The organism is Dietzia sp. (genome assembly GCF_036741115.1).
Classification (GTDB): domain Bacteria; phylum Actinomycetota; class Actinomycetes; order Mycobacteriales; family Mycobacteriaceae; genus Dietzia.
In genome coordinates this window covers 17,173-42,558 of the sequence record NZ_DAINST010000016.1, presented here as the reverse complement: position 1 = coordinate 42,558, position 25,386 = coordinate 17,173, and the positions used below count along the sequence as shown (strand labels likewise).

Below are 25,386 nucleotides of genomic sequence, written 5' to 3'. Positions count from 1 at the left end.
AGCACTCGCTGGACAGGGAAACAGGTAGGAACGAAACCCAGGGCGATTCAGAGTGCATTCGGAACCCAGCGATGCGACCGAAGGGCGGATGGGCGTCGATCCGTGAAGTCGAGATCGCCGTCGCCGAGTGCGTCGACTGGTTCAACCAGCGACGACTGCACGGCGAGATCGGGCACGTCCCGCCGGCCGAGTTCGAGCAGTTTCATTGGGCATCGCTCGAGGCGACCCGATACGCTCACGAGCAGGTTCCGATCGGAGCCGGTTCCAGATAACCGAGCCTCCATCAGACCCGGGGCGCATCAGGTACCAAACCTGGGCCGATTCAGTTTTTCCAGATATCACCAACAATTTGGAACAGTTGCAAGTTTATTCCGCCCCGTGCCCCCAGTCGGACTCGAACCGACACTGCAACGGTTTTAAGCCGTCTGCCTCTGCCAATTGGGCTATGGGGGCATGCGCTCGACTCGTCGGCGCCGAGTCTGAATCCTACAAGGAGGTTCCGCGCTCCAACGCAGCGTCCGGCCTTCGAGAGCAGCCTCCTCACGACCGGGCGACGACATTAGCGGGAAAACTACACCTCCGCCGCCGTCTCACCTCGAGAACGCCGAGCATCCGCGCCAACGCGAGAAAGGGAGTGAGTCCGATATATAACCCGTACCCGGGCGGCAGCCCGAACCCCTACTTCGGCTACTTCCCGCCGCTCCAGCCGATGCCGATCACGCCGCGGGTCCCCCCAACCCCGCCAAGACTTGGCTGCTCGTGGTCCTCTGGGTCGCGTTGCCGGCGATTCCCGTCGGCGTCACCGCCTACCGCGCGGCGACCGATTCGTTCGGCTGGCATTTCCTCTTCCTCGCGATCCTCTCCCCCTTCGTGCTCGCCCTCGGCAGCAGCGTCCCGATCATGGGATTCGTCGTTCCCAACAAGGCGATCCGCACGCTCCCCATCGACTTGCTGTGGGCCGTCGAGCTCGTCCACATGGCGTCGGTGGCGCTGTGGGGCCTCGCGCTCACCGACGAAGACGACCAGGACAAGCTGTTCAGCCCGCTCCTCACCGGCGCATCGCATCCGGAGCACCTCGCCGGCACCTTGGCCCTCGGCGCGGGGATCGCCTTCGCCATTACCTACATCACCTTCATCGCCCTCGCCATTGCGGCCTACGCCACCCGTCGCCGACCCTGAATGCCGACGAACACCCGACCGACACCGACCGAAGGAGGCCGCATGGTCATAGACACGCGAGAAAACCTCGAATTCATCAAGGACCAGCCCGACTTTCTCGAGTTCAACGACCCCGACGAACTCCTCGACCACATCGGCCCCGCATGGATCAACGACCCAGGACTGCGGCCACGCGACGGCTAGAGCTCCGCCGTTCGAGTCATCAGCTGCGGTGTCGGCATGGGAAACGCGGTGGGGTTCCAATACGGCGGCATCGTCCCCATGATCAGCGGTCCAGGGGATGAATTTGGACTCAACTCGTGGGATTCCTACGACCACCTTCGGGCCCTCCACGCCGAAAGGGACGGCGAGTCGTGGACCACGCTCATCTTGTCGTATCGCGACGACACGGGCGAGTTCGGACATGAGCTGATCTACGGGGATGACCGCCCCGAGCTCAATGTGACGAACTTTCGCCTCCTTTCCCGCGAGATCATTCGCGGGCTCCGGCCCACACGCGGGACTCCCCTCGACGTTCCGGTGACAGCCCGCGGTGCGTGGGCGGTGTACGCCTCCGCGAACGAAATCGAGAAACCCTTCTTCAAGATCAACGAATACTGCACCGACCGGCTCAAAGGCGGCTGGCGTGTCTACGCCACCGACACCCGGGCCAGACCGAGCCGCTCGCCGGCATCGGCGACGCCCGCGACCACGCCGTCGTTCTCGTCAACGACTCCGCCGAAGTCACCATCACCACCTCGGACGTCGACGCCCACCAGGCCGAGCTCGACGCGCTCCCCGCCCTGGATGTCACCTGGTACTAAAGTCCCACGTCCGGTCGAATGCTGGGAGTTTCGCGGCCGGTTCGGCCGGGCCGACGGCATTGCCCCGCGCGTGGAACTTTCGCGGTTCGGCGCCGCTCCTACTGCCGTGTCCCAGTGGATCTCGCTGGCAGAGAGGAAGGAGCGGGTGGCCATGTATTTCTCGGAGGCGCGCCGTCATGGGTGGATCCCTGCGCCGTCTGCCGAAAGCCTCGCCACGCTCGCGAGGTGGAGCATCCTCGGGCTGCCGCTTGCGATCCTTTTGGCCCGCCTGATTTCAAGAAACGTCGGATTCATCACGGTGTACTTTGCGATACCCGCTGGGTTGGTCCTGGCATTCCTCGGGCTCATCCCCGCTGGCGCCGTCTCGGCGATCTCCGATCGCGTGCGACCTACGCCATCTCTGTGGTGGTCGTATGCCGGGCCGGCCGTGTGGCAGCTGGCGTGCTTTGTCGGCCTGGGGCTGAACATCTCGGACTCGTTCGATGGAGAGACCTACGCCCCACTCGAATCGCTGATCCCTTACGAGCTCGAAATGGTCGTCGCCGGATGGCTCGTGGCCATCGGATTCGCCGGGCTCGGGTTCTCGGCTACATCGGTGGCCTGGATCATGCAGCGCCAGGAGACGAAGCGGAAGAAATTCAACTAGGGACCACGTCGCCAAGCTGCGGATTGTTTCCCTCCCACACTGCGGAGATGAATCCCTCGATCAGTGCCGCACGCTGGGACAGGAACTCGTCGAAGTCCGGCTGGACCGCGGCCCGCAGCGCGTCGCCGGCCGCCTGCGGATATGGGCCCGCAGCAATAATGGCCTCCGGCGGCACGAGATGCGTTTCGAGCCGGCGGCGGACGTCGCTGCTTTCCGGGGCGGCCGTCGCCCTCTTCTCCAGGTAGGTCAGCGGATCGTGCCGGCCGATCGAGCGATTCGTCTTCCACGTGATCAGCGCGCAGTTGAGCGCAAGGTCCGGGTAGAGCCCGGCCTCCGAGAGCAGCTGCCTCGGGAAGATGTGGTGGTACTCCCTGCGCTGCACGTTCTCCGCGTCGAGGACGGTGTCGTCAGCCAGATCTCGCGCACCGAAGTAGCCGGCCGCGGCGAGGATCGCCCGCGGCACCGACCGCCGCTTTTTCGGCCACGCGGCGTTCCGCAGTTCCGCCGTGGTCGGCTTCGGATAGACCGTCTCGTCGAAGACCGGAATCGCCTCCGAGGCATCCCCGGCGATCTCGCTTTGCAGCCCGCGGTGATCGGCGAACGCCCTCGTGGCAGCCGTCGCCTCGTATCGGTTGGTGAAGAACGATCGCCACGCGTACTTCCGCATCAGGCGATCGATACGGGCCCGTCGATCCCCATCGGCTGCCTCGTTGGCGAGCAGCGACGCGATCACGGGGATGGGAATCGCGGAAGGCAGCCGCTCCGAATCGAAAATACGGAGGGACTCGATGACCTCGACCGCGCGATGCAGCCCCGCCGCCATGAGCTCCCAGTTCCTCGCGAACTCGGGGTAATCGAGGTCGAAGTAGCCGCGCTGGTTCGGGAGTTTCCCCTGCAGCAGCGCCTGCGTCTGCAGCACCGCACTGTCGATATCCATCAGTCTCGAGAGCTTCGGGATTCGGCTATCCAGCTCGTCCTCGAGGTCTTTGAGCCGGAGGCCAGTCGCGCCCTCGAATTCGGCGACCACGATGTCGTGAGGGGCAAGGGGCTTGGCATTCGTGTTCATGTTGACGAACACGCTCAGCGCGGTGTCCTTGCTCGTCGTCGCGGGGAGGCGGAGATACGGGAGGTTGAAGTACTTGACCACCTCGCGCTTTTCGTCGATGGCCTTGCGCAGTTCGGCGCGCCGATCCGCCGCTTCCTTGATCCTCGCCTTCAGCTCCGCGATGTCATCGATATCGTCGGTCGCATCCAGGTGAGCGGTCGCCGCTTCGACCCATTCCTGCACTCGGTCTTCACCGGGATCGAGCAGCCGCACCGGCACGAGCCCGCGCTGCAGCGACTCCTTCGGGGAATCCGCCCACACGGGGAACTTGGTGTCGCGCTTGTACCATCGCGCCTGCCTGAGCGCGGAGATCTCGAGATCGTCGTTCGTGGGATCGTCGTCGAACTCGGGAAAGTGGAGGAAGTATGTGGCCCCCTCGTCGTTGTCGCGAAGCGCGCGATAGAGGGCGGTGAGCCGCTGCTGGCCGTCGAGGAGATGCTCGGCCACCTGGTTCCGGATATCGGGAGCCGAATGCAGTGCCCGCGAGACGAACTTCTCCTCGTTCCCCACATTGAGCACGAGCGCGACGCCCAGCGGGAGGTCGCTGATAATCGTGTTGAGCATCGACTCGACGCGCTTGGCATCCCAGGCCACGCCACGCTGGAAACTCGGCAGGCGAAGACGCCCGGTTTCGATGCTGTTCAACCAGTCGCCCAGTGTCCTGTTCTGAGCTTCGCTGCCGGCTCCCATAGAGACCCCTTCTCCCGTTCCAGAAGAGTGATCTTATAGTCGCTGCCAGCGTCCCGTAGCGGTACGCAAATCACGCGCGAAGATCTACCCCGCGATCGAGAGCGCGATCCCGTCGAGGATGTCCTTCTCGCTCACCACGAGCTCGGCGATGCCCGCATCCTCGGCGACGTCCGCGAGGGCGGCCGCCACGAGCGCGCCGCCGCCAATCACGTCGGCGCGCCCGGGATGCATGGGGCCGAGGGCGCGCCGCTCCTCCGCCGTCATACCGAGAAGTCGCTGGCAGACCGCGTGCAGCTCCCCGAGCGGGATGCGCGCGAGGTGGATCCGCTCGGAGTCGTACTCGTCGAGCCCAAGGGCGAGCGCCATGAGGGTGGTAAACGTGCCGGCGACGCCGACCCACGTGCGCGCGCGGCCGACGTCGACCGTGCCGCGCGCCTCGTCGATCGCTGCCGCGATGATCGCCTTCGCGTCGCGCACCTCCGTCGCCTCCGGAGGCTGCGAATGCAGCACCCGCTCGGTGAGCCGCACGCAGCCGATGTTCATGGAGAACGCCGCGTCGATACGCGGGGCGCCGGCGTCGAGGCCGCCGAGCACGAGCTCCGTCGAGCCGCCGCCGAGGTCGGTGACGAGGAACGGCCCGTCCGCGGGGTCGAGGTCGCCGACGCCGCCGGCGAACGTCAGCTCGGCCTCGGTCTCGCCGGAGATCACCTCGGCGCGCGCGCCCAGGAAGTGGGCGCCGAGCACCTCGGCGGTCATGTCGAAGAAGTCGTCCTTGTTCTCCGCGTCGCGCGTGGCCGAGGTGGCGACCATGCGGATCGCCGTGGCACCGTGCCCATGCGCGATGACGGCGTAGTCCGCCAACGCCTCGCGGCAGCGCCCGATGGCGTCCGGGTTGATCCGTCCCGTCGCGTCGACGCCCTGCCCGAGCCGGATGATCCGCATCTCGCGGGTGAGGTCGCGCAGCGAGGGCCCGTCGTTCGAGGTGAGAACCTCGGCGACGAGAAGGCGGATCGAGTTGGTGCCGCAGTCGACGCCGGCGACGATGCGGGGTTCTGCGTTCTGCGCGTCGGCCATGGGCTACTCCCCTGCCTGGTCGTCGTCGGCGCTCGACTCGGCGAGCGCGTTGGCGTCCTCGTCGATCCCGAGATCGGCGATGCTCGGCCAGTCCGCGGGCAGCGCCGTGCCGCGGAGCTTGGACTCGCCGTCGGCGGCGAGGGCCACGGACTCGTCGCCGAGCCGGATCACGCCGGGGCCCTCGGCGAGCGCGTAGGCGATGAGGACGTGGAGACACTTGACGCGCTCCGGCATCCCGCCGCCGGAGAAGTCTGTGCCGAGATCCTCGATGGCGTTGCGCTTCTCGAGGTAGCGCTCGTGGGCGGCTCGATAGTCGGCGGCGAGCTGCTCGTCGCGCGTGAGCCGCTCGGACATCTGCCGCATGACCCCACGCGACTCGAGTCGACTAGCCTCCGCGGTTAGACGCGGGTCCGTGAGGTAGTAGAGCGTCGGGAACGGCGTGCCGTCGTCGAGGCGCGGAGCGGTTTTAACGACGCCCGGCCGCCCGTCCGGACTGCGGTAGGAGATCTCGAGGACGCCGCGGGGCTCGCGGCCCAACTGCGCGGCGACGGCGTCGAGATCCGCCTGATCGACCTGATTACCGGGGGCGGGTTCGTTGCTCACGGGCGCCAGTCTATCGGGCTGGCGATAACGCCTTCGGCAGACTGCTGCGCCGGGGCGTGCGAACCTGGAGACATGGGTATTCAGCCGTGGCACATCGTCTTCATCATCTTCTTCGTCCTCATCCCGCTCGCGGTGATCGGCGGAGTGGTCGCGCTGATCGTGATGCTGACGAAGAACAGCAACAAGCCCGCGCCGCAGTTCCAGGGTATGCCGCCGAGCGGATACCCCGGGCAGTATCCGGGGCAGTACCAGGGCCGATATCCGGGCCAGTACCCCGCGCAGCCGCAGGGCCAGTATCCGAATCAGTACCCGAGCCAATATCCCGGCCCGTACCCGATGCAGGGCGGATACCGGCAGCAGGACGGCGGCTGGCAGCAGCCGCAGCAGTACAACTCGCCCAACGGCTTCGGTTGGGACGGCTCCAACTAGCCGAAGGCACACCCGCGCCAAATACGGAGACACGGCTTACGAAGTCGTAGACAGTGTCTGCAGATCTCGGAAAATACTTTGTCCCCCGCGAGTTACGGATGTGGCCAATGGGACTGACCCCGGGACTGTCCCCGCGACCGGGACCGAAGCCCCGCCACGCGCCTAACCCCGATTACCGGCGATCGAACCCCACACCACGTCATTCCACGGCCGCTTATTGGCCTCCTGCTCGGCCGCCGCGTTCGCGGCCGCACGCTCCGCCGACTGGTCGTTGACCACCCGGTACGGCGTCTCCCCCGGCATGACGGCGCCGAAACGCTGCCGCGCCTGCGCCTGGATGTACTCGGGATCATTGAGCTTGTTCTGCTGCCGCTGCAGATCGGAGATCTGGGACTCGAGCTGCGTCTGCTCCTTGCTCAAGGAGCGCTGCTGGTCGACGAACTCATAGTGATTACTCACGGGCACGGAGATGGAGACGACCAGGAAGATCATCACCAGCGCGAGGATCCCGACGCGGCGGAGGGCGAAGCCCCGCGGGCCGAGGACCGTGTCCGGCGCATCGTTACGGACCTGCAGTGGGCGGGTCTGGCGGAGGCGGGCCGAGGAAGCGAGCGATCCGCTTATCCCCGTAGACCCGCCGAGCTCGCGGCGCTGGCGCCCCGAAGCGCCGGCCGGTTGCGTCTGCGCCGTCCTGCGCGAAGTGGCGGGCGCAGCCGACCGCCGGGTCGGGGTGCTCGCCGGGCCGCGGCCTCCTGCCATGTTCGCCTCCTCCGCCGTCATACGAGGCCTAAAGGCCCCACCTGACACGCACACGCGTGTGACTGATGTGAATAGAGAATAGTGGCTCGGCGCGCCGAGCGTGCAACGCGCGCCGCATTCTCATGGTGTTGTGCGGCAAGATTTACCGCCAAATGAGGCGGGCGGGGCGACCAGATCGGCCGCCCCGCCCCGCGCGAAGCCCTAGCCCCGCGATCTACAACGCTGCGGCCGCGCTACTTCTTGAACCGCGGGAAGGCGTCGGCGCCAGCGTAGCGCGCGGCCTCCCCGAGGTCCTCCTCGATGCGCAGGAGCTGGTTGTACTTGGCGACGCGCTCCGAACGAGCGGGCGCGCCGGTCTTGATCTGGCCGCAGCCGCACGCGACCGCGAGGTCCGCGATGGTGGTGTCCTCGGTCTCCCCGGATCGGTGGGACATCATCGTGCGGTAGCCGTTGCGGTGCGCGAGCTCGACGGCATCGAGGGTCTCGGTGAGCGTGCCGATCTGGTTGACCTTGACCAACAGAGCGTTCGCGGCCTTCTTCTCGATGCCCTCGGCGAGTCGCTCCGGGTTGGTGACGAAGAGATCGTCGCCCACGAGCTGTACCTTGTCGCCGATCTCGGCGGTGAGAGTGACCCAGCCGTCCCAGTCGTCCTCGTTGAGCGGGTCCTCGATGGACACGATCGGGTACTGGTCGACGAGCTCGCCGTAGACCTTCGACATCTCGGCGGCCGAGCGCTGCCCGCCCTCGAAGTTGTAGACGCCGTTCTCGTAGAACTCCGACGCCGCGACGTCGAGAGCCAGCGCGATGTCCTCCCCGAGCGTGTAGCCGGCCTTCTTGATGGCCTCCGAGATGAGGTCGAGCGCCGCGGAGGTCGAGTCGACGGACGGGGCGAAACCGCCCTCGTCGCCGAGCCCCGTGGACAGGCCATTCTCCTTGAGCACGGCCTTGAGGGAGTGGTACACCTCCGCGCCCCACTGCAGGGCCTCGCGGAAGGTCGGGGCGCCGATCGGGGCGATCATGAACTCCTGGACGTCGACGCCGGAGTCGGCGTGGGCGCCGCCGTTGAGGATGTTCATCATCGGCACGGGGAGCAGGTGGGCGTTCGGGCCGCCGACGTAGCGGTAGAGCTCGATCTCCGCGGACTGCGCGGCCGCGCGGGCCACCGCGAGCGAGACGCCGAGGATCGCGTTGGCGCCCGCCTTCGACTTGTCCGGGGTGCCGTCGGCGTCGATGAGCTCCTGGTCGACCTCGCGCTGGTACTCGGCGGGGAGGCCGATGACGGCGGGTGCGAGAGTGTCGAGGACCTGGTCCACGGCCTCGAGGACGCCCTTACCGAGGTAACGGTCGCCGCCATCGCGGAGCTCGACGGCCTCGTGCTCGCCGGTGGACGCGCCCGAAGGCACCGCTGCGCGCGAAATGGTGCCGTCCTCCAGCGCCACCTCGACCTCGACCGTCGGGTTTCCTCGCGAATCGAGGATCTCCCGAGCTCCGACCTGTTCGATTGCGGCCATCCGTGGCCCTCCCGTCACTGTGGTTATGCGGCGTGTGAAGAGTATTTCGAGTCGTTCCGGCGGCGCACGGACGCGCCTCCGCTCTTCATTGTGCCGTACTCCCCCGGCGGGCGTCGCGGGGGTCGCTGGTGCGGTGGGCAGGGCGGCGCGGACGTGCGCTGCCAGCCTGCTTGGGTGCGGGTGCCGGCGCGGGGTGCGGCGGGCAGGGGACCTCTACGCCGACGCCGAACCCGACCCGGAGCCCGCCGTGCCGGTAGCGCCCGCAGCGTCTGCCGAACCCGGCTCCTTCTCCCGCTTCGACTTGATCCGCCGGTAGAAGAACAGGCCGATGACGAAGACGATCCACCCGGCGAGCAGGATCGGCAACGCCGGACCGAGCACACTGAGCACCGCCTTGCCCACGAGTGCGCCGCCGCCGACCCACAGGATCGACCAAACGAGCGCACCGATCACGCTTGCGGTCGCGAAATGCTGGTAACGGATACGCGCCGCGCCGCACGCGGCCGAAACCAGCGTGCGCACGCCGGGAAGCTGGCGCACGAAGACGAGCGGCGCGATGCGCTGGCGCTTGACCGCGTCCATCGCGCGATCCCATTTGTCCACGCCGATCGAGGCCACGGCCTTGGAGCGGCCGATCGGCGGTCCCGCCTTGCGGCCCACGAAATACCCGAAATGGTCCCCGCCCGAGGCGCCGATACCGGCGCACAGAATCCCGAGAATCACCCACGGCCAGCCGGCCTGCGCGAGCACCGTGGCGCCGACGACCACGACGGTCTCGCCGGGGATGATGACTCCGAGGCCGAGCGCGGCCTCGAGCATGGCGGCGACCATCATCACGAGAATCACGACGAGGGCCTTATCGGAGACCGAGTCGATGAGAGCTACGAGATCTGGCATAGGAGAGGCGTCGCCGGGCTTTCGCTAGTATTTCGGCGCGCTGAGCGGCGCGGCCAAATATGTATTGTGCATCCCCTTCGTTTGTACTCCTCCGAGCCCCGCAGCAAAGAATCGGCGACTACGCCGATAGCGAACCCCGCGGCACATCGGGACGAGTGTCCAGGTCCGCGCCCGCGCCGTTGCGCAAAGCCCGCCCAGGTCGCTCACGCCGAGCAGGTGTTTCCCGCAGGCTTTCCCGCGACTCGCGCGGCGAGCCATTCCGCGCCCTGCGGGTGGAGCCCGGCTGCCATGTGCACACTCCCGCTCGACGGCAGGATCGGCGGGGCGAAGCCCTCGAGATACGAGACCGCCGCGCCGCCAGAACACCAATCCTCGGCAAGGCGCCTGACCTGGGGCGTGGGAATCACGTCGTCATTCGGCTCCTGGATGACGGCGACCGGCACACCCGGCACGCCCCTGCCGATCCGCTGCTCCTCCAAAAGCGCCGAGAGTTCGGGATCGGCGGCGAAGTTCTTCGCGATCGTGCGCCCGTCCGTGGTCCACTGCCGCGAATCGGCGAATGCGTAGCCCGCGATGGAGTCGCCGATGCAGCTCACCGCGCTGCGGTCGAGCATCGCGGCGCCGGCGTCGTTGAACACCGCGCGGATCCGCCCCGCCTCGGCCGGGTACGTCGCCGACAGCCCGGCTGCGACGAAGCCGTAGAGCCCGGCGTTGATGTTGCGGTCGATGCCGCCGAGAAACGCCTGGAGATCGGCAGGGACGCCGCTCGCCGCGGCGGCGACGAGGTCGATGTCCGGCGCGTAATCGGGCTGCAGCTCGGCCGCGGCGGCCGTCGCGCCGCCACCCTGCGAGTGCCCGTACAGCACAGTCCGCGGGCGCTCGCCGAGCCCGGAGTCCGGGACGCGGGACGCCGCTCGGGCCGCGTCGAGGGAGGCGTGCGCCATCGCCGCGCGGTCCATGTAGGTGGCGGAGATGCCGGGCATGCCCACGCCCTCGTAATCGGGCACGAACACCGAGAAGCCGCGCGCGAGGAAATACTGCGCCTGGAGCGCCTCGTAGCCGAGGCCCACGGAGATTCCAGGCGAGAGCTTCACGTCGAGGATCTTCGGGATGGTCTTCGAGGGCGCGCACTGATCGCCGAGGCCCTGCGTGCCCGGGGACAGCACAGCGAGAGGGCGCGCGCCACCGCCAGCGGGACCCGCGCCGTCATTACGGATGTAGAGGCCCGCGGTGGGCAGCGGCGCGCCGGCGGCATCGGTGGATTCGTAGACGACGCGCTCGGCGGCGACTCTGAGCCCCGCCGCTCCAGCGGCGTCTGCGGATCCGGAGCCGCCGGCCGCGAGCGCGTCGCCGAGGGCCTCTGTCGCGAGCTGCGCCGGCTCGGTGCGGATCACGCGGCCTGGCTCGCCCTCGGTGGGCGCAAAGTCGGCGTAGAAGTCCGTGTTGCGGGGGTCGGGCGGGGCCGCCAGGGCGGACGCGGCCGAGCCTCCTGCCGCGCCCGCTCCGACCCCCGCGCCGCTGGACAGCGATCCCGACTCCCCCGCCGCGGTCCCGGCGCCCACAACGACGAGCCCGGCAGCAAGGACCGACAGGGAAGCCAGCGGCGCGAGCGCCCGCACGAGAGTCGGGGCGGCGGCCCTGCGCGAACCGGCCTCACGCTGCTGCCACCGAATCGCTTGCCGCTCTCGCATGCCCGCCCCTCTTCGCATTCCGCTTCCGCGCCGAATCGAGCTTGTGTGAGACTCCAATCGGACTCGAATCGAACCGCTCGTCCACGCACCAACGTAGCGTGATCCACGCCACGCCTCCGGCGAATGCGCTCCCGCCGTCGGGTCGAGCCGAAGGCCTGCGAACGTCTATCCTTGAGCCCGTGAACACCCTCAGCCAGCTCCGCAAGGTCCGCAATGCCCTCGCCACGCGCGCCCAGGTGTCCCAGCCAGTGCTCACGGGGAAGGTGCTGGCGAAGCTCACCGGCGGGTCCTCGTCGAAGAAGGCTGCGCCCGAGGACCGCTTCGATCCCGCTGGCTCGGCGATCGCCCAGGCAAACTCGGTAGCCGGACCACTCAACTTCCCCGTGGCCGCTGCCGTCAACCGCACCGATGGAATCCTGGCAGCGCGCCGCGCCGCCGCACCGGCGGCTCCCGGAGCGAGCGCGTCGCGACGCATCGACTTCTCCGCAGGCAGCGAATCCGCCGAGACCGGCTCTGCCCAGTCCGAGTCCGCCGAGACCGAATCCGCCCAGTAACGATCGATGCGGGCGCACATCCGACTAACCGGAGGTGCGTCCGATTCCGTGCGCCCGCTTCTGCTCTCGCGCCTCAGGGCCGCGGAACGATGTAGCGCCCGGCGCCCCGCGCGACCTCGACGTCCATGGGCAGCGGCCCCCAGCGATCGCCATCGGCATAGCCGTTGACCCCCTGCTCCATCTCCACGCGGACATGGGCGGCGCGATACGTCCTCACGCCTTCTTCCTCGACGAAGGAGCCGGAGAAGATCTTGCCGAACTTGGAGGCGGCCCGGAAGCGGTTCATCCTCTCCAGGACGGTGATGTCGAAGAGTCCGTCGTGATGGTCGGCGTCCGGGCAGATCCGCATGCCGCCGCCGTAGGTCTTGGTGTTGCCGATCGCCACGAGGGTCATCGGCTCGTCGATTACCGTCTCGTGGTCGAGGACGAGCCGCGTGGGGATCGAGTGGAAGTTGAAGAACTCGAGCACGATCGCGAGGTTGTAGCGCATCTGGCCGCGTGGCCACGAGATCACGTTGACCCTGTCGCTGACCCGCGAATCGAAGCCCGCGCACGCAATGGTGCCGAACCAGTACGGGTCGGCCTCCGGCTCGCCGGCCGGGCGGATCGTGCCGAGGTCGGTGGTCGTGAAGAACCCTTTCGCGATCACGTCCGCGGCGCGCCGCGCATGGGTCGGGATCCCGTACTCCCGCGCATGGTCGTTGCCCGTGCCCGCGGGGATGATCCCCAGCGGGGTGTTGCTACGAGCCTGCGCCTGCAGCGCGAGACCGATGAGCCCGTCACCGCCGCACGCGACCAGCGCATCGATCGTGGAATCGGCAACCGCCAGTCGCGCGAGCTCCAACGAGGCCTCTGCGCTGTCGCCTTCGATGGACTCCACTTCGATGCCGTGCTCGGCGAGGCACCGGCGGGCGAGCTTCGCCGACGCGCCGGCAGACCCCTTGCCCGCCGCCGGGTTGGTGAGGAGGGCCACCTTGCGGACGTCGATCGTGCCGCACTGCCCGGACTCGGACGCGGAGGTGGCGCCGTCGCCGTTCGCGTTGGGTACCTGAGCCGTCATCGCGCGGAGCTCCCGGACGTGCCTGCCTGGCCCGTGCCGGACTCGCCCGAGGCCGACGCGCACTTGCCCGAACCCGCGGGGAGCAGCTTGCCCGGGTTGAGGATGCCGGCCGGATCGAGCGTGCGCTTGATCCCGCGGAGCAGCTCGACGCCGAGAGGCTCGATCTCATCGGTCATGTACGGCATGTGGTCGGTGCCCACGGCGTGGTGGTGGGTGATGGTGCCGCCATTAGCCTCAATGGCCTGCGAGACCTTCTTCTTCGCCGCGCGCCACTGCTCGAGCGGATTGTCGTCCTGCGCCGCGACGATCGTGAAGTACAGCGAGCAGCCCGTCGCATAGACGTGCGAGATGTGGCACATGACCAGCACCATCGTCCCCGAATCGTTGAGGGCCGTCGCCAGAGCATCGCCCACCGCGGCCTTGAGGCGCGGGACGTTCGACCAGTCGGTGGCTGTCTCGAGGGTCTCGCACAGCGCGCCGGCATCGAGTAGCGAATCGCGGAGCACCGGGGCGCCGAAGCGGCCCTCCTCCCACTTACGGGCGGGGGCCTCGCCGGCGGAGACGCCGCCGTTCGCGAGGATCAGGTTCCTCGTCTCCTCGTGGCGGCTCGCCGCGTGCTCGAACGTGCCCTCGAAGACCGTGATGCACAGGCAGCCTTGCGGGGCCTGCGAGCTCTCGCCGATCGCATCGGAGGACGTGAGGTTGATCGCGGACTCGATCTCGTCCGACAGGCGGATGACGGTCGGTCCCGTGCCCTGCTGCTCGACCTCGCGAAGCGCGTTCGCACCCTCGGCGAAGGACGGGAAGACGAATGCCTCGTAGCGTTTGACCTGCGGGATCGGGTGGACGTGCACGCGGACGCGGGTGACGACGCCGAACGTGCCCTCCGAGCCCATGACGATCTCCTTGAGATCCGGACCGGCTGCGGAGGCCGGGGACTGCTTGCCGGGGTGGAAGACGCCGCGCGGCGTGACGATGGTGAGCTCTCGCACCATGTCGTCGAAGCGGCCGTAGCCCGCCGAGTTCTGGCCCGCGGAGCGGGTCACGGCGAATCCGCCGATGGTCGCGTATGGGAAGGACTGCGGGAAGTGGCCGAGCTGCAGGCCGCGATCGGCGAGCAGCATCTCGGCGTGCGGGCCGGAGAGACCGGCGCCGAGGGTGGCGAGGCCCGAGACCGGGTCGACATCCTCGATCGCATCGAAGCGGCGGAGGTCGAGGGAGACGACGGCATCGAACTCGCCGCGCGCTGGGTTGATCCCGCCGACGACCGAGGTGCCGCCACCGAACGGGACGACCGCGATGCGGTTGTCGGAGCAGTACTCGAGGATCGCGAGGATCTCCTCCTCGCTTCCGGGCGCGAGGACGGCGTCCGGGGCCGAGATCTCCTCGCCTGCGCGCCACTCGAGGAGATCGAGCGAGGACTTTCCGCGGGCGCGGGCCATGCGCTGGTCCCGGTCCTGCGTGAGTTTCGCCTCCCCGACGATCTTTCCGAGCGCCGCCTTCGCCGCCTCGCCGAGCCGAGACTCGGACAGGACGATGCGATCGGCCTCGACCGTGTTGTCCCGGTCGGTGTCGACACCCATGACCCGTGAGAGGAGCTTGGTGATCGACGGGCTGAGCGGCTTGGCCTCGTCCCGGGTGCCCCAGAGATCGAAGCGCATCGGCGGCATCGGGAACGACGAGTTGGCGGGATTCGCAGGCATGGTGGCGAGACTACTCGACCCAATCCGACCACTATTGACCGTGTGGTCACTTTTCTCTCGCGGGCATTCGTGCACCTAGGGTGAGAGGCATGAACGGCGCTTCGACGACTTCCCGCAGCACCTCCGGAACCGCTGCCGGGCCCACTCCCGAATTCGACTACTCCGCGACCCGCCTCGACTCGGCGCGCCGCTCCGCCGAGCTCGACCGGCTGGCCGCGGCGGGCAACGGAGACCCGGCAGAGTTTGACCTCGTCGTAATCGGCGCGGGGATAACTGGCGCAGGCATCGCGCTCGACGCCGCCACCCGCGGCCTCTCGGTGCTCATCGTCGACGCACACGATTTCGCGTTCGGCACCTCGCGCTGGTCCTCGAAGCTCGCCCACGGCGGCCTCCGCTACCTCGCCACCGGCAACGTCGGCATCGCCGTCCGCTCCGCCCGCGAGCGCGGGACTCTCATGGAGACCACCGCACCGCACCTCACCCATGCGCTCGCCCAGGTCGTCCCGGTGCAGGACCGTTACTCGCTGCTCAATCGCGTGCTACCGCGCGCCGGCTTCCTCGCCGGCGACTTTCTGCGGATGGCCGCCGGGACCTCGTCCTCGACGCTCCCCCGCTCGCGCGTGGTCTCGGCCGCGAGGGTCCGCGAGCTGTGCCCCACCGCGGAGACCTCGGACCTGCGCTTCGGGTACGTCAACTACGACGGGCAGCTCATCGACGATGCGCGCCTGGTCACCGCGATCATCCGCACCGCCGCAGGCTACGGCGCCACCGTGCTCAATCACGTGCGGGCGGAGGCCGAGAGTGGCACCGGGGTCGTGTTACGGGACACTCTCGATCCCGGGCGCGCGCCCGTCTCGGTATCGGCGAAGTCCGTCGTCAACGCCACGGGGGTCTGGGCCGGCGACCTCGCGCCCGAGGTCACGGTGACGCCCTCGCGCGGCACGCATCTAGTGATCGACGCCGAGCGCGTGGGCAATCCTGCAGGCGCGCTCACCGTGCCCGTGCCCGGCGCGACAAACCGCTTCTGTTTCGTCCTCCCCGAGCAGCTCGGGCGCTGCTACATCGGGCTCACCGACGTCGACCAGCCGGGCGAGATCCCGGATGTCCCGGCGGCTCCGGAGGAGGACGTCCAATGGATCCTCGACGTGATCAACCAGGCCATGGCCACGGACCTCGAGCCCGCCGACGTGCGCGGGGCGTTCGCCGGGTTGCGGCCGCTCATCTCACTCGGATCCGCTGGTGACGGCGAAGGCGGCGATACCGCGGACCTGTCGCGCGAGCACGCGATCCTGGTCGACGATTCGGGGCTCGTGACGATTACCGGGGGGAAGCTCACCGAGTATCGCCTCATGGCCGAGCAGACCGTGGACAAGGCGATCGAGGTCGGCGGGATCTCGGGCGCCGGGCACTGCGTAAGCGCCAATACCCCAATCGTCGGCGCCCCAAAGAGCGCAGCGTGCCGCACCGTCTCGAAGTCCGATGTCGCCGGGCTCCCTGAGAGCCTCGTCGCGCGCTTCGGCTACGAGGCGCCCGCGGTGGTGCGCGCCTCGACGCTGCTGCGGCCGCTCGAGCCGGTGGCGCCCGGCATCGACATCACGCGCGCCGAGTTCGCCTTCCACGCCTCCCACGAGGGCGCGCTCGACGAGTCCGATCTCCTCGACCGCCGCTCCCGCATCGGGCTCGTCGACGCCGACCGCGAGGCCTGCGTCCCGGCCGCGCGCGAGGCGCTCGCCGCGGCGAAGGTCGCCGACGCCGAGTAGCCCTACCGCGCCCCGGGAGAGGGGACGTCGAGCCGATACCCCATGCCCGGAGCGGTGATGAGGAAGCGCGGGTTCGACGGATCCGGCTCGAGCTTCTTGCGCAGCTGCGAGAGGTAGAGGCGCAGGTATCCGGTGTCCTCCGCGTGCTCGGTGCCCCAGATGTGCGTGAGGATCGTCTGGCGGGTCACGAGCCTGCCCGCGTTGCGAGCGAGGAGCTCGAGGACCTTCCACTCGGTCGGGGTGAGCCGGACGTGGCGATCCGTGCCGCCGGCCGAGTCGACCACGGCGCGCGCGGAGAAATCGACGGTCACCGTGCCGAGTTCCAGGATCGGCGTCGGCTCGTGCTCGCGGGGCTGCCCGGGAGCTCCGCCGTCATACCCCTGTACCGAGCCCGTGTCGGGGCGACCCGCGGGGATCGCGCCACGGCGCGCGAGGGCGCGGATCCGCGCGAGGAACTCGTCGATGGAGAACGGCTTGGTCACGTAGTCGTCGGCGCCGGCGTCGAGCGCCTGGACCTTGTCCACCGAGCCGGCGCGCCCCGAGACCACGAGGATCGGCGCCTGCGACCAGCCGCGGATCGCGTGGATCACCTCGATGCCGTCGAGGTTGGGCATGCCCAGGTCGAGGAGGTAGAGGTCCGGGGAATGGTCGATCGCGGCGGCGATCGCGCGCTTCCCGTCGCCCGCCGTGATCACCGTGTAGCCCTTCGCAGTGAGCGTGATCCGCAGCGCGCGGAGGATCTGCGGATCGTCGTCGGCGATGAGGATTTTCACCCCCGGCCTCCCTTCGTCGCGGCGGCGCCTGCGGGGAGGGAGACGACCATCGTCAGTCCCCCGCCTGGCGTGTCCTCCGGCAGGAGCGTGCCGCCCATCGATTCGACGAAGCCGCGCGAGAGCGCGAGTCCGAGCCCCAGGCCCGTGGTGTTGTCCGTGTCCCCGAGCCGCTGGAACGGCACGAAGATGTCCTCGGCCGCGCCGCGGGCGATGCCGGGGCCGTGGTCGATGATACGGATCTCGACCCGGCCGCCGAACACGCTCGTCGTGACGCTCACCGCCTGGCCCGCGGGCGCGAATCGATCGGCGTTGGCGAGGAGGTTGACGACGGTGCGCCGCAGCAGCACGGGGTCCGCGACAGCCGTCGCGTCCCCGTGCCCGATGCCGAGGTGCACCCTGCCGGGGCCTAGCCCGAGCTCGTCGAGAGCGGCGACGAGGACGTCGCCGGGGTCGGTGGGCACCGCGGTGTGGAGCAGGGCGCCCGACTGGATCCGGCTCACGTCGAGGAGGTCCGTGAGCAGCGCGGACAGCGCAGCCAGGCTTTCCTCGGCGGTGTCGACGAGCTCGTGGCGGTCGTCTGCTCCGAGGATCCCGTCGGTGGCACGGAGGCCGCCGACGGCTGCCGTCGCCGCGGCGAGCGGTCTGCGGAGGTCGTGGCTCAGGGCCGAGAGCAGCGCGCCGCGGACCCGGTCGGAGGCGGCGATCGGCGCCATCTCGTCGGCCGCCGCGGTGAGCCGCTGGTGCTCGAGGGCCGCGGCGAGCTGCGCCGCGACCACGGCGAGCAGGCGCCGGTCGGGGGCCGTGAGCTCGCCGCCGCGCAGCTCGAGCACCGCGCCGGCGTCGACGGGGACGCGGCACTCGTCCCGCCCCGCCTCCGGTTCGGCGCCGGCCGGCCGCTCCCCCGCGCTCGCGCGCGGCGTCCCGTTCTCCTCCAGGACCACGGAGTCGAGGCGGAACGCCTCGCGGGTCCTGTCCACGAGGGCCTGCACCGCGTCGTCGCCCCGCAGCACCGAGCCTGCGACGTTCTGCACGAGCTCGGACTCCGCCGCCGAGCGCTTCGCCGCTCGCGTGAACCGCTCGGCGCGGTCGACGACGAAGCTGACGAGCACGGCGATGGTCACGTACAGGGCGAGCGCCAGGATGTGGAACGGCTGCCCGATGGTCACCTCGTGGATCGGCTCGATAAAGAAGTAGTCGAGGCTCAGCGCCGAGAGGAAGGCGGCGAGGAGCGCCGGCCACATGCCGCCGGTAATGGCGACGAGCACCACGAGGAGCTGGTAGGCGAGGACGTCGCTGGTCATCGTCTCGGGCGCGCGCACCGGGGTGAGGAGCCACGTGAGCAGCGGCCCGCCGACGAGCGCGAGAACGAGGCCGGCGATGCGGCGGCGCGCGGTGAGGCCGCCGGTGAGCCGCGGCAGCGAGAACCGTCCTCCGGCCGCGGCGTGGGTGACGATGTGGACGTCGATGTCCCCCGAATCGCGGATCACGGTCGCGCCGATCCCCGGTCCGGTGAGCGCCGCGGCGGCGCGCCCGCGCCTGCTCACGCCGAGCACGAGCTGGGTGGCGTCCACCGATTTCGCGAAGCCGACGAGCGCCGCGGGGACCTCCTCCCCGATGACCTGGTGGAAGGTGCCGCCGAGCTTCTCCACGAGCGCGCGCTGCCGGGCGAGGGCCGCGGGATCGGCGGAGCGGAGGCCGTCCTGGCTGGTCACGTGGACGGCGAGGAGGTCGCCGCCCGAGGACCTGGCGGCGATCCGCGCGCCGCGGCGCAGGAGCGTCTCCCCCTCCTCCCCGCCGGTGAGCGCGACGACGACCCGCTCCCTGGCCTCCCACCTGCCCTCGATCCCGTGCTCCGCCCGGTATCCCTGGAGCGCCTGGTCCACCTCGTCGGCGAGCCAGATGAGCGCGAGCTCGCGCAGGGCGGTGAGGTTGCCGAGGCGGAAGTAGTTCGACAGCGCCGCGTCGATGCGCTCCGCGGGATAGACGAGACCGGCGGAGAGCCTCGAGCGGAGCGCGTCCGGGGCGAGGTCGACGACCTCGATCTGGTCCGCGGAACGCAGGAACGAATCGGGGACGGTCTCGCGCTGCGGCACGCCCGTGATCTGCTCGACGACGTCGTTGAGCGAGTCGATGTGCTGGATATTGACCGTCGAGAGGACGTCGATGCCCGCCGTCAGAAGCGCTTCCACGTCCTGCCACCGCTTCTCGCGCGCGCGGCCAGATGGGCCGCCATCCGACCCATGGTTGTGGTGCGCGAGCTCGTCCACGAGCGCGACCTCGGGAGCGCGCGCGAGCACGGCGTCGAGGTCCATCTCCCAGGCCGCCGAGCCGCGGTACTCGACCCGCGCGCGGGGCACCTGCTCGAGGCCCTCCGCCATCGCGGCCGTGCCCGCCCGCCCGTGCGTCTCCACGAAGGCGATGACGACGTCCTTCCCCTCCGCCGCGAGGTTCCGCGCCTCGCGCAGCGCCGTATAGGTCTTGCCCACTCCGGGGGCAGCCCCGAGGAGCACGCGCAGCCGGCCCCTCCGCCGGGCGACGCCGGGGGCCGCCGCGGGATCCCGTGTCGCCGCGGGTTGCCGCGAAGACGCACTTGCGACCATGCTCGCTGCCGCCTTCCCCTCCCGACGCCGCCGTTACTTGCGGGCGTCGAGGGCCGTGTTGAGTTCCAGGACGTCCACACTAGGCTCGCCGAGGTAGCCGAGCGCCCGCCCGGTGGTGTGCTCGTCGACGAGGGCCGCGACGTCGCGCGGATCGAGGTGCCTGGCCTGCGACACCCGCGCGGTCTGGAGCCGCGCGTAATCGACGCTGATGTCCGGGTCGAGGCCCGAACCGGAGGCTGTGACGGCGTCCGCCGGCACCGCGGCGGGGTCCACGCCCTCAAGGCGCGCCACATCCGCGCGACGCTCGGCGATCTCCTCGGCGAGATCGGAGCTCTCCGGCCCCTGATTCGACCCGCCCGACGCGGCGCCGTCGTAGCCGCCCCCCGCCGCCGAGGGCCGGGGCTGGAAGTATTCGCGCAGCGGTGCGCCGTCGGGCCCCTCGAAGCCCTGCGCCAACAGCGCCGAGCCGACGACCCTGCCGTCGCCGTTGCGCACGAGCGAGCCGTCCGCGGCGCCCGGGACGACGAGCTGCCCGAACGCCGTGACAGCGCCGGTGTAGCCGAGCCCGAGCACGACGGTGAACACGGCCATGACGCGCGTGGCCACCCCGAGGGTGCGGGCGGTGGAACGGGAGGAGGTACTCATGGGCGAACCTGCTTTCGTGTGTGGTTCCGGCGCCGGGAGTCGGGCGCCGAGCGGTCGTGCGCGGGCACGGGGTCAGAAGCCGGGCAGTAGTCGCACGGCCTGGTCGATGAGCCAGATGCCGACGAACGGGGCGACGACCCCGCCGAGTCCGTAGATCGCCAGGTTCCGCACGAGGAGCGAGGACGCCCCGCCGGGCCGGAACCGGACGCCGCGCAGGGCGAGCGGGATGAGCACGACGATGACGAGGGCGTTGAAGATCACCGCGGAGAGCACGGCCGAGGCCGGCGAGTGCAGGCCCATGATGTTGAGCGCGCCGAGCTGCGGCAGCACGCCCATGAACATCGCGGGGACCACGGCGAAGTACTTGGCGAGGTCGTTGGCGATGGAGAACGTGGTGAGTGCCCCGCGGGTGATGAGCAGCTCCTTGCCCACGGCGACGATGTCGATGAGCTTCGACGGGTCCGAATCGAGGTCGACCATGTTGCCCGCCTCCTTCGCCGCGGACGTCCCCGAGTTCATCGCCACCCCGACGTCGGCCTGCGCCAGCGCGGGCGCGTCGTTCGTGCCGTCGCCGGTCATGGCTACGAGGTTCCCGGTCTCCTGCTCGGCGCGGATGTACGCGAGCTTGTCCTCGGGAGTGGCCTCGGCGAGCACGTCGTCGACCCCGGCCTCTGAGGCGATTGCCGCGGCGGTGAGCGCGTTGTCGCCGGTGATCATCACGGTCCTGATGCCCATCGAGCGCAGCTCGCGGAACTTCTCCGGCAGCCCCTCCTTGACCACGTCCTTGAGGTGGACGACGCCGAGCACCCTGCCGCAGCCGGCTTCGTCCATGCTCGCGACGACGAGCGGCGTGCCTCCCGAGGAGGACACCTCGGCGACGATGGACTCGAGCTCGCCGCGCAAGTCTGCGGGGATCCGCGCCTCCTCCCGGCCGGATTCTGCGAGCCAGGCCGAGACTGCGGAGGCGGCCCCCTTGCGGAGCTGCGTGCCGCCGGCGAGGTCGATGCCGGACATCCTGGTCTGGGCGGAGAACGGAACCACCGCGGAGCGCTCCGGGACTGCGGGTGTCGCGCCGATCTGCTCGGCCAGGACCACGATCGACGCGCCCTCCGGGGTGGGGTCGGCCTCCGACGTCATACGCGCAATCTCTGCCAGCTCTATTTTTGTAGCGGAGCCCACGGGGAGGAAGGCCACCGCGCGGCGATTGCCGTAGGTGATCGTTCCGGTCTTGTCGAGGAGAAGGGTGGTGACGTCGCCGGCCGCCTCGACCGCGCGGCCGGACACGGCGAGTACGTTGCGCCGGACGAGCCGGTCCATGCCGGCGATCCCGATCGCGCTGAGGAGCGCGCCGATCGTCGTGGGGATGAGGCAGACGAGCAGCGCGACGAGCACGGTGATGCTCACCGGCGCGGCGGCGAGCCCGGCGATGGGGTTGATGGTGAGCGCGACGACGAGGAACACGATGGACAGGCTCGCGAGGAGGATCTCCAGGGCGATCTCGTTCGGCGTCTTGCGCCGCGATGCGCCCTCGACCAGCGCGATCATCCGGTCGACGAAGGTGTTGCCCGGGGTCGAGGTGATCCGCACGACGATGCGATCGGACAGCACCCGCGTGCCGCCGGTGACGGCCGAGCGGTCGCCGCCCGCCTCGCGGACCACGGGCGCGGACTCGCCCGTGATCGCCGATTCGTCGACGGATGCGATGCCGTGGACGATGTCCCCGTCGCCGGGGACGAGCTCGCCGGCCGTGACCACGACGATGTCGCCTTGCCGCAGCTCGAGCGAGGGCACCGGGGTCGACGCGGCGTGCTCGGCGGCCGGGTCTTCTTCGGGTGCGTAGGCCTCGACCCGGGTCGCCGACGAGGTCGAGCGGGTGCGGCGGAGCGAGTCGGCCTGCGCCTTCCCGCGCCCTTCGGCGATGGCCTCGGCGAAGTTCGCGAACAGGACCGTGAGCCAGAGCCATGCTGCGATCACGGCGGTGAAGACGCCGGGGACGGCGGAGCCGCCGGAGTCCGCGGGCCCGCCGAGGAAGGGTTCGGCCGCGGCGATCGCGGTGAGCAGCGCGGCGCCGACCCACACGAGAAACATCACCGGGTTGTGGATCTGCATCCTGGGTTCGAGCTTGCGCAGGGCGAGCGGGATCGCCGCGGCGATCGTCGCGCGGGAGCCGAGGCCGGTGCCGTTGGGCTCCGCCGGACCGGGGCCGGCGGGAGTGCTCGTACCGGGCAGGGAGAGAGTGCTCATCTAGATCAGACCTTCCGCGAGGGGGCCGAGGGTGAGGGCGGGAAAGAACGTGAGCGCCGAGACGAGGACGGCGACGACGCCGAGGATCCCCGCGAACAGCGGCCTGTGGGTGGGTAGGGTCCCCGCGGTTTCGGGGGCCCGGCCCTGCCGGGCGAACGCGTCGGCGAGCGCGAGGACGAGGGCAATGGGGAGGAAGCGGCCGAGGAGCATGACCACGCCGAGGGCGGTGTTCAGCCACGGCGTGTTGGCCGTGAGCCCCGCGAACGCGGAACCGTTGTTGTTCGCCGCGGAGGTGAAGGCGTAGAGGATCTCCGAAGTGCCGTGGAGCCCGTCGTTGCCGAGGGACTCGCGGACGCTGTCCCCCACGCCGGGGAGGCCGAGGCTCAGTGCGGTGCCGGCGAGGACGAGCGTCGGGGTGATGAGGATGTAGAGGCTCGCGAGCTTGATCTCGCGCGGGCCGATCCGCTTGCCCAGGTATTCGGGCGTGCGGCCGATGAGCAGCCCGGAGACGAACACGGCGAGCACCGCAAGGACGAGGATCCCGTAGAGGCCGGAGCCGACGCCGCCGGGGGCGATCTCGCCGAGCATCATCGACAGCATCGGCACGAGGCCGCCGAGCGCGGTGAACGAGTCGTGCATCGAGGCGACGGCCCCCGTCGACGTGCCCGTCGACGCTGTGGAGAACAGCGTCGATCCGGCGATGCCGAGGCGCTGCTCCTTGCCCTCGAGCGCGGCGCCCGCGAGCTCGGTCGCGCCGCCGGCGCCCCGGAGCTCGAAGTAGGTCATCGCCGCGAAGGCGGCGACGAACAACGCGGACATGACCCCGGCTACGGCGAGGCCCTGGCGGCGGTCCCCCACCATCGTCCCGAACGTGCGGGGCAGCGCGAACGGGATGAGCAGCATGAGCACGATCTCGACGAGGTTGCTCCACGCCGAGGGGTTCTCGAAGGGATGCGCGGAGTTCGCGTTGAAGAAGCCGCCGCCGTTGGTGCCGAGCAGCTTGATCGCCTCCTGCGAGGCGACGGGGCCTCCCGGGATCTGCTGCTGCCCGCCGGCGAGCGTCGAGACCTGGGAGAAGCCGTCGAAGTTCTGCACCACGCCGAGCGCGACGAGGACCAGCGCCGCCGCGAACGAGAGCGGCAGGAGGATGCGCAGGGTGGCCCTGGTCGTGTCGACCCAGAAATTGCCCAGGCTGCCGCCCTTCTTCGCCGCGAGCCCGCGCACGAGCGCCACGGCTACCGCGAGGCCGACCGCCGCGGAGACGAAGTTCTGCACCGCGAGCCCGGCGAACTGCACCGTGTAGCCCAGCGTGGATTCGGGCGAATAGGACTGCCAGTTCGTGTTGGTCACGAACGAGGCGGCCGTGTTGAAGGCGAGGTGCTCACTCGGCGCGCCGAGCCCCAGCGAGTACGGGAGGAACGCCTGGAGCCGCTGCAGCAGGTAGAGCAGCACGAACCCCACCGCCGAGAACGCGAGCACCGCCCGGAGGTACGCCCTCCAGCTCTGCCCGGCCCTCGGGTCGACGCCGACGAGGCGGTAGAACGCGGCCTCCACGCGGGAGTCGTCCTCGGAGAGGAAAACCCGAGCCATGTAATCGCCGAGCGGCCGGTAGGTGAGCGCGAGGATCGCGGCCACGGTGGCGAGCGCCCCGAGCGCGTAGACCCACGCCATCAGAATCGCTCCGGCGAGACGAGCGCCGCGAGGAGGTAGCCGAGCGCGCCGATTCCGGCGAGCGCGGCGATCACGTCGAAGACGATCACAGCGACTCCACCGCCTTGGCGAAGAGTCCGAAGCCCGCAAGTATCGCGAGCGTGAGGGCGAGGAAGGCGACGTCGAGCACGGCGCAACTCCGTTCGGGTGGAATCCGCGCCCCGCATCTTCGCGGGGCGGGCCCGCGGCGCGGGCACGGATCACCACTCAACCCGCGCTGCCGCGGGCACCCAAGGATCCTCGCGCGACCCATACGGCGCCCCGGGAGATCCTTACGCTTTACTCACACCCTGGGCTCGCGAACAGAGCCTCACAGCCCGGGCTGCCCTCCCCTACCGCGCCCGCGTGGGCACGGAGTACGCGGCGGCGGCGTCGCGCACGTCGCGCACGTACTTTTCGCTCTGGTTGTACGACAGGATCGCGTCGGTCCAGCCCTGCTCGGACTGCATATCGTGCTCGGAGCTGCAGAACTTCTCGGCCGCGGCGAGCGCGGCATCGTCGATGCTGTTGGGGTTCGCCGCCGGGTTCCCCGTGGCCTGCTCGCCGTAGCGCTTCCACGTCTCGGGGATGAACTGCATGGGCCCGACCGCGCGGTCGTGATCCGGGTCGCCGTCGAGCTCGCCGCCGTCGGTGTCGGGGATGCTCGCGAAGCCCGGCGAGCCGTCGAGCGCCACGCCGATGATCGGCGGGTTGGCGATCCCGTTCTCGTCGATCGAGGAGCCGCCGTAGGTGCCGTGCCGCGTCTCCACGTAGCCGATGCCGGCGATGGTGTTCCACCGGAGGTGGCACTCGGGGTACTGGTAGGCCATCACGGCCTCGGCGTAGCCGTACGCGTTGAGCGCCGCCACCGAGATCCCGGTGCTGTCCGTGAGCCCCTCGGACCACGAGGTGAGCTGCGCCGACGGCCGTTCGCCGCCCGAGACCACGTCGACCATGGGCAGCGCCTGTCC

At 69.8% G+C, this 25,386-nt stretch carries 23 protein-coding genes and 1 tRNA gene; 7 read left to right on the top strand and 17 right to left on the bottom strand.

Annotated elements, in window-relative coordinates; genetic code table 11:
* Positions 1-71: 71 nt before the first annotated feature.
* Positions 72-272 carry a transposase gene (locus tag V7E05_RS04315; protein WP_442891592.1) on the top strand — a complete coding sequence of 67 codons (201 nt, stop codon included), beginning with the start codon at positions 72-74 and terminating at the stop codon, positions 270-272.
* A gap of 107 nt (positions 273-379) precedes the next feature.
* Here the strand turns inward: V7E05_RS04315 and V7E05_RS04310 are convergent.
* A tRNA-Leu gene (locus V7E05_RS04310) sits at positions 380-453 on the bottom strand.
* A 306-nt stretch (positions 454-759) separates the two neighbouring features.
* On the opposite strand from V7E05_RS04310, the gene V7E05_RS04305 reads away from it, so the two are divergent.
* The 3 genes from V7E05_RS04305 to V7E05_RS04295 are packed head-to-tail and all read left to right on the top strand — an operon-like array spanning position 760 to position 2,628.
* Complete coding sequence (locus V7E05_RS04305) at positions 760-1,179, top strand: hypothetical protein (protein ID WP_333618440.1); 420 nt, start codon at positions 760-762, stop codon at positions 1,177-1,179.
* A 42-nt stretch (positions 1,180-1,221) separates the two neighbouring features.
* The gene (locus V7E05_RS04300; protein WP_333618439.1) at positions 1,222-1,362 is read left to right on the top strand and encodes a hypothetical protein; all 141 of its coding nucleotides are present in this window, start codon (positions 1,222-1,224) and stop codon (positions 1,360-1,362) included.
* Between the two features lie 36 nt (positions 1,363-1,398).
* Positions 1,399-2,628 carry a hypothetical protein gene (locus V7E05_RS04295; RefSeq protein ID WP_333618438.1) on the top strand — a complete coding sequence of 410 codons (1,230 nt, stop codon included), beginning with the start codon at positions 1,399-1,401 and terminating at the stop codon, positions 2,626-2,628.
* Here the strand turns inward: V7E05_RS04295 and V7E05_RS04290 are convergent.
* From V7E05_RS04290 to V7E05_RS04280, 3 genes are all read right to left on the bottom strand, one after another.
* Complete coding sequence (locus tag V7E05_RS04290) at positions 2,621-4,378, bottom strand: GmrSD restriction endonuclease domain-containing protein (RefSeq protein ID WP_333618437.1); 1,758 nt, start codon at positions 4,376-4,378, stop codon at positions 2,621-2,623. The two genes, V7E05_RS04295 and V7E05_RS04290, sit on opposite strands and share 8 nt — an antisense overlap.
* 129 nt (positions 4,379-4,507) lie before the next feature.
* Complete coding sequence (locus V7E05_RS04285) at positions 4,508-5,497, bottom strand: Ppx/GppA phosphatase family protein (RefSeq protein ID WP_333618436.1); 990 nt, start codon at positions 5,495-5,497, stop codon at positions 4,508-4,510.
* 3 nt (positions 5,498-5,500) lie between these two features.
* The gene (locus tag V7E05_RS04280; RefSeq protein ID WP_333618435.1) at positions 5,501-6,100 is read right to left on the bottom strand and encodes a DUF501 domain-containing protein; all 600 of its coding nucleotides are present in this window, start codon (positions 6,098-6,100) and stop codon (positions 5,501-5,503) included.
* Positions 6,101-6,172: 72 nt separating this feature from the next.
* Between V7E05_RS04280 and V7E05_RS04275 the strand changes: the two genes are divergently transcribed.
* A complete protein-coding gene (locus V7E05_RS04275; RefSeq protein ID WP_333618434.1) occupies positions 6,173-6,529 on the top strand; it encodes a hypothetical protein in 357 nt (118 codons plus the stop codon).
* Between the two features lie 162 nt (positions 6,530-6,691).
* Here V7E05_RS04275 and V7E05_RS04270 read toward each other — a convergent pair whose 3' ends face one another.
* The 4 genes from V7E05_RS04270 to V7E05_RS04255 form a co-directional block, all read right to left on the bottom strand.
* Positions 6,692-7,288 (bottom strand): FtsB family cell division protein, encoded by a 597-nt coding sequence (locus V7E05_RS04270; RefSeq protein ID WP_333618433.1) that lies wholly within the window; start codon positions 7,286-7,288, stop codon positions 6,692-6,694.
* A 233-nt stretch (positions 7,289-7,521) separates the two neighbouring features.
* Positions 7,522-8,799 (bottom strand): phosphopyruvate hydratase, encoded by a 1,278-nt coding sequence (eno, locus tag V7E05_RS04265; RefSeq protein WP_333618432.1) that lies wholly within the window; start codon positions 8,797-8,799, stop codon positions 7,522-7,524.
* A 213-nt stretch (positions 8,800-9,012) separates the two neighbouring features.
* Positions 9,013-9,696 carry a DedA family protein gene (locus V7E05_RS04260; protein ID WP_333618431.1) on the bottom strand — a complete coding sequence of 228 codons (684 nt, stop codon included), beginning with the start codon at positions 9,694-9,696 and terminating at the stop codon, positions 9,013-9,015.
* 203 nt (positions 9,697-9,899) lie between these two features.
* Positions 9,900-11,387: a lipase family protein gene (locus V7E05_RS04255; protein ID WP_333618430.1), complete on the bottom strand. Its 1,488-nt coding sequence runs from the start codon at positions 11,385-11,387 to the stop codon at positions 9,900-9,902.
* A 179-nt stretch (positions 11,388-11,566) separates the two neighbouring features.
* On the opposite strand from V7E05_RS04255, the gene V7E05_RS04250 reads away from it, so the two are divergent.
* Positions 11,567-11,941: a hypothetical protein gene (locus V7E05_RS04250; RefSeq protein ID WP_333618429.1), complete on the top strand. Its 375-nt coding sequence runs from the start codon at positions 11,567-11,569 to the stop codon at positions 11,939-11,941.
* 73 nt (positions 11,942-12,014) lie between these two features.
* Here V7E05_RS04250 and V7E05_RS04245 read toward each other — a convergent pair whose 3' ends face one another.
* Positions 12,015-13,001, bottom strand: a complete 987-nt coding sequence (locus V7E05_RS04245; RefSeq protein ID WP_333618428.1) for a diacylglycerol kinase — start codon at positions 12,999-13,001, stop codon at positions 12,015-12,017.
* Positions 12,998-14,662 carry an FAD-binding oxidoreductase gene (locus V7E05_RS04240; protein ID WP_333618443.1) on the bottom strand — a complete coding sequence of 555 codons (1,665 nt, stop codon included), beginning with the start codon at positions 14,660-14,662 and terminating at the stop codon, positions 12,998-13,000. Before V7E05_RS04240 ends, V7E05_RS04245 begins: the two co-directional genes overlap by 4 nt.
* 131 nt (positions 14,663-14,793) lie before the next feature.
* On the opposite strand from V7E05_RS04240, the gene V7E05_RS04235 reads away from it, so the two are divergent.
* On the top strand, positions 14,794-16,464 hold the full coding sequence (locus tag V7E05_RS04235) for a glycerol-3-phosphate dehydrogenase/oxidase (protein WP_333618427.1): 1,671 nt from the start codon (positions 14,794-14,796) through the stop codon (positions 16,462-16,464).
* Positions 16,465-16,466: 2 nt separating this feature from the next.
* Here V7E05_RS04235 and V7E05_RS04230 read toward each other — a convergent pair whose 3' ends face one another.
* The 7 genes from V7E05_RS04230 to V7E05_RS04200 form a co-directional block, all read right to left on the bottom strand.
* Positions 16,467-17,237: a response regulator transcription factor gene (locus tag V7E05_RS04230; protein ID WP_333618426.1), complete on the bottom strand. Its 771-nt coding sequence runs from the start codon at positions 17,235-17,237 to the stop codon at positions 16,467-16,469.
* Positions 17,234-19,837, bottom strand: a complete 2,604-nt coding sequence (locus V7E05_RS04225; protein ID WP_333618425.1) for a sensor histidine kinase — start codon at positions 19,835-19,837, stop codon at positions 17,234-17,236. Before V7E05_RS04225 ends, V7E05_RS04230 begins: the two co-directional genes overlap by 4 nt.
* Before the next feature lie 33 nt (positions 19,838-19,870).
* Positions 19,871-20,482 (bottom strand): potassium-transporting ATPase subunit KdpC, encoded by a 612-nt coding sequence (kdpC, locus tag V7E05_RS04220; protein ID WP_333618424.1) that lies wholly within the window; start codon positions 20,480-20,482, stop codon positions 19,871-19,873.
* A gap of 72 nt (positions 20,483-20,554) precedes the next feature.
* Complete coding sequence (gene kdpB / locus V7E05_RS04215) at positions 20,555-22,726, bottom strand: potassium-transporting ATPase subunit KdpB (RefSeq protein WP_333618423.1); 2,172 nt, start codon at positions 22,724-22,726, stop codon at positions 20,555-20,557.
* Positions 22,727-24,397, bottom strand: coding sequence for a potassium-transporting ATPase subunit KdpA (gene kdpA / locus V7E05_RS04210; protein WP_333618422.1), 1,671 nt, complete (start codon positions 24,395-24,397; stop codon positions 22,727-22,729).
* Complete coding sequence (locus tag V7E05_RS04205; protein WP_333618421.1) at positions 24,397-24,486, bottom strand: potassium-transporting ATPase subunit F; 90 nt, start codon at positions 24,484-24,486, stop codon at positions 24,397-24,399. Before V7E05_RS04205 ends, kdpA begins: the two co-directional genes overlap by 1 nt.
* 282 nt (positions 24,487-24,768) lie before the next feature.
* Positions 24,769-25,386 (bottom strand): lytic transglycosylase domain-containing protein (locus tag V7E05_RS04200; RefSeq protein ID WP_333618420.1); only part of this gene is annotated, 618 nt, incomplete at its 5' end.

What these genes read in the sequence shown, in the direction of transcription:
- V7E05_RS04315 (WP_442891592.1), top strand. Translation starts at nt 72, where the DNA reads ATGCGACCGAAGGGCGGATGGGCGTCGATCCGTGAAGTCGAGATCGCC.
- V7E05_RS04240 (WP_333618443.1), bottom strand. Translation starts at nt 14,662, where the DNA reads ATGCGCTTCGATCTCTGGGGCACCCGGGACGAGGCCAAGCCGCTCAGC.
- V7E05_RS04295 (WP_333618438.1), top strand. Translation starts at nt 1,399, where the DNA reads ATGGGAAACGCGGTGGGGTTCCAATACGGCGGCATCGTCCCCATGATC.
- kdpB (WP_333618423.1), bottom strand. Translation starts at nt 22,726, where the DNA reads ATGAGCACTCTCTCCCTGCCCGGTACGAGCACTCCCGCCGGCCCCGGT.
- V7E05_RS04235 (WP_333618427.1), top strand. Translation starts at nt 14,794, where the DNA reads ATGAACGGCGCTTCGACGACTTCCCGCAGCACCTCCGGAACCGCTGCC.
- V7E05_RS04260 (WP_333618431.1), bottom strand. Translation starts at nt 9,696, where the DNA reads ATGCCAGATCTCGTAGCTCTCATCGACTCGGTCTCCGATAAGGCCCTC.
- eno (WP_333618432.1), bottom strand. Translation starts at nt 8,799, where the DNA reads ATGGCCGCAATCGAACAGGTCGGAGCTCGGGAGATCCTCGATTCGCGA.
- V7E05_RS04245 (WP_333618428.1), bottom strand. Translation starts at nt 13,001, where the DNA reads ATGACGGCTCAGGTACCCAACGCGAACGGCGACGGCGCCACCTCCGCG.
- V7E05_RS04275 (WP_333618434.1), top strand. Translation starts at nt 6,173, where the DNA reads ATGGGTATTCAGCCGTGGCACATCGTCTTCATCATCTTCTTCGTCCTC.
- V7E05_RS04285 (WP_333618436.1), bottom strand. Translation starts at nt 5,497, where the DNA reads ATGGCCGACGCGCAGAACGCAGAACCCCGCATCGTCGCCGGCGTCGAC.
- kdpC (WP_333618424.1), bottom strand. Translation starts at nt 20,482, where the DNA reads ATGAGTACCTCCTCCCGTTCCACCGCCCGCACCCTCGGGGTGGCCACG.
- kdpA (WP_333618422.1), bottom strand. Translation starts at nt 24,397, where the DNA reads ATGGCGTGGGTCTACGCGCTCGGGGCGCTCGCCACCGTGGCCGCGATC.
- V7E05_RS04300 (WP_333618439.1), top strand. Translation starts at nt 1,222, where the DNA reads ATGGTCATAGACACGCGAGAAAACCTCGAATTCATCAAGGACCAGCCC.
- V7E05_RS04225 (WP_333618425.1), bottom strand. Translation starts at nt 19,837, where the DNA reads ATGGTCGCAAGTGCGTCTTCGCGGCAACCCGCGGCGACACGGGATCCC.
- V7E05_RS04255 (WP_333618430.1), bottom strand. Translation starts at nt 11,387, where the DNA reads ATGCGAGAGCGGCAAGCGATTCGGTGGCAGCAGCGTGAGGCCGGTTCG.
- V7E05_RS04270 (WP_333618433.1), bottom strand. Translation starts at nt 7,288, where the DNA reads ATGGCAGGAGGCCGCGGCCCGGCGAGCACCCCGACCCGGCGGTCGGCT.